Below are 548 nucleotides of genomic sequence, written 5' to 3' on the forward strand. Positions count from 1 at the left end.
GTTGCGCCGTGGGTGAGGTCGGTCGTGGTGGTGGTTCCGTCGGGTTGGGTGGTGGTGAGGAGGCCGGTGTCGGGGTCGAAGGCGGTGTGGCTGCCGTCGGGGAAGGCGGTGGCGAAGTCGCCGTCGTCGAGTGAGGTGTGACCTCCGGTGGGGGTGTTCAGGCTGCCCGGGTTTCCGATGAGGTCGGTGAGGTTGCCGAGGTCGCTGATCGACTCGGTGACGGGGTTGCCGGTGGCCGGGTCCGGGATGAGGCTCCCGTCGTTGCCGGTGGTCAGGTCTGGGATGAGGTCGGTGGGGGTGCCGAGGTTGGTTGTGGTGGTGGTTCCGTCGGGTTGGGTGGTGGTGAGGAGGCCGGTGTCGGGGTCGAAGGCGGTGTGGCTGCCGTCGGGGTAGGTGGTGGTGAGGAGGCCGTTGTCGAGGGTGGTGGTGGAGCCGTCGGGGTTGGTGATGGTTGCGCCGTGGGTGAGGTCGGTCGTGGTGGTGGTTCCGTCGGGTTGGGTGGTGGTGAGGAGGCCGGTGGCGGGGTCGAAGGCGGTGTGGCTGCCGTC

General features: G+C 69.3%; 1 pseudogene. It reads right to left on the minus strand.

Annotated features, from left to right (window positions below):
- A pseudogene (locus SCWH03_RS28305) lies at positions 1–548 on the minus strand (AAWKG family protein); the annotation flags it as partial.

It is taken from the genome of Streptomyces pacificus, from assembly GCF_011766325.1.
GTDB classification, from domain to species: Bacteria; Actinomycetota; Actinomycetes; order Streptomycetales; family Streptomycetaceae; genus Streptomyces; species Streptomyces pacificus.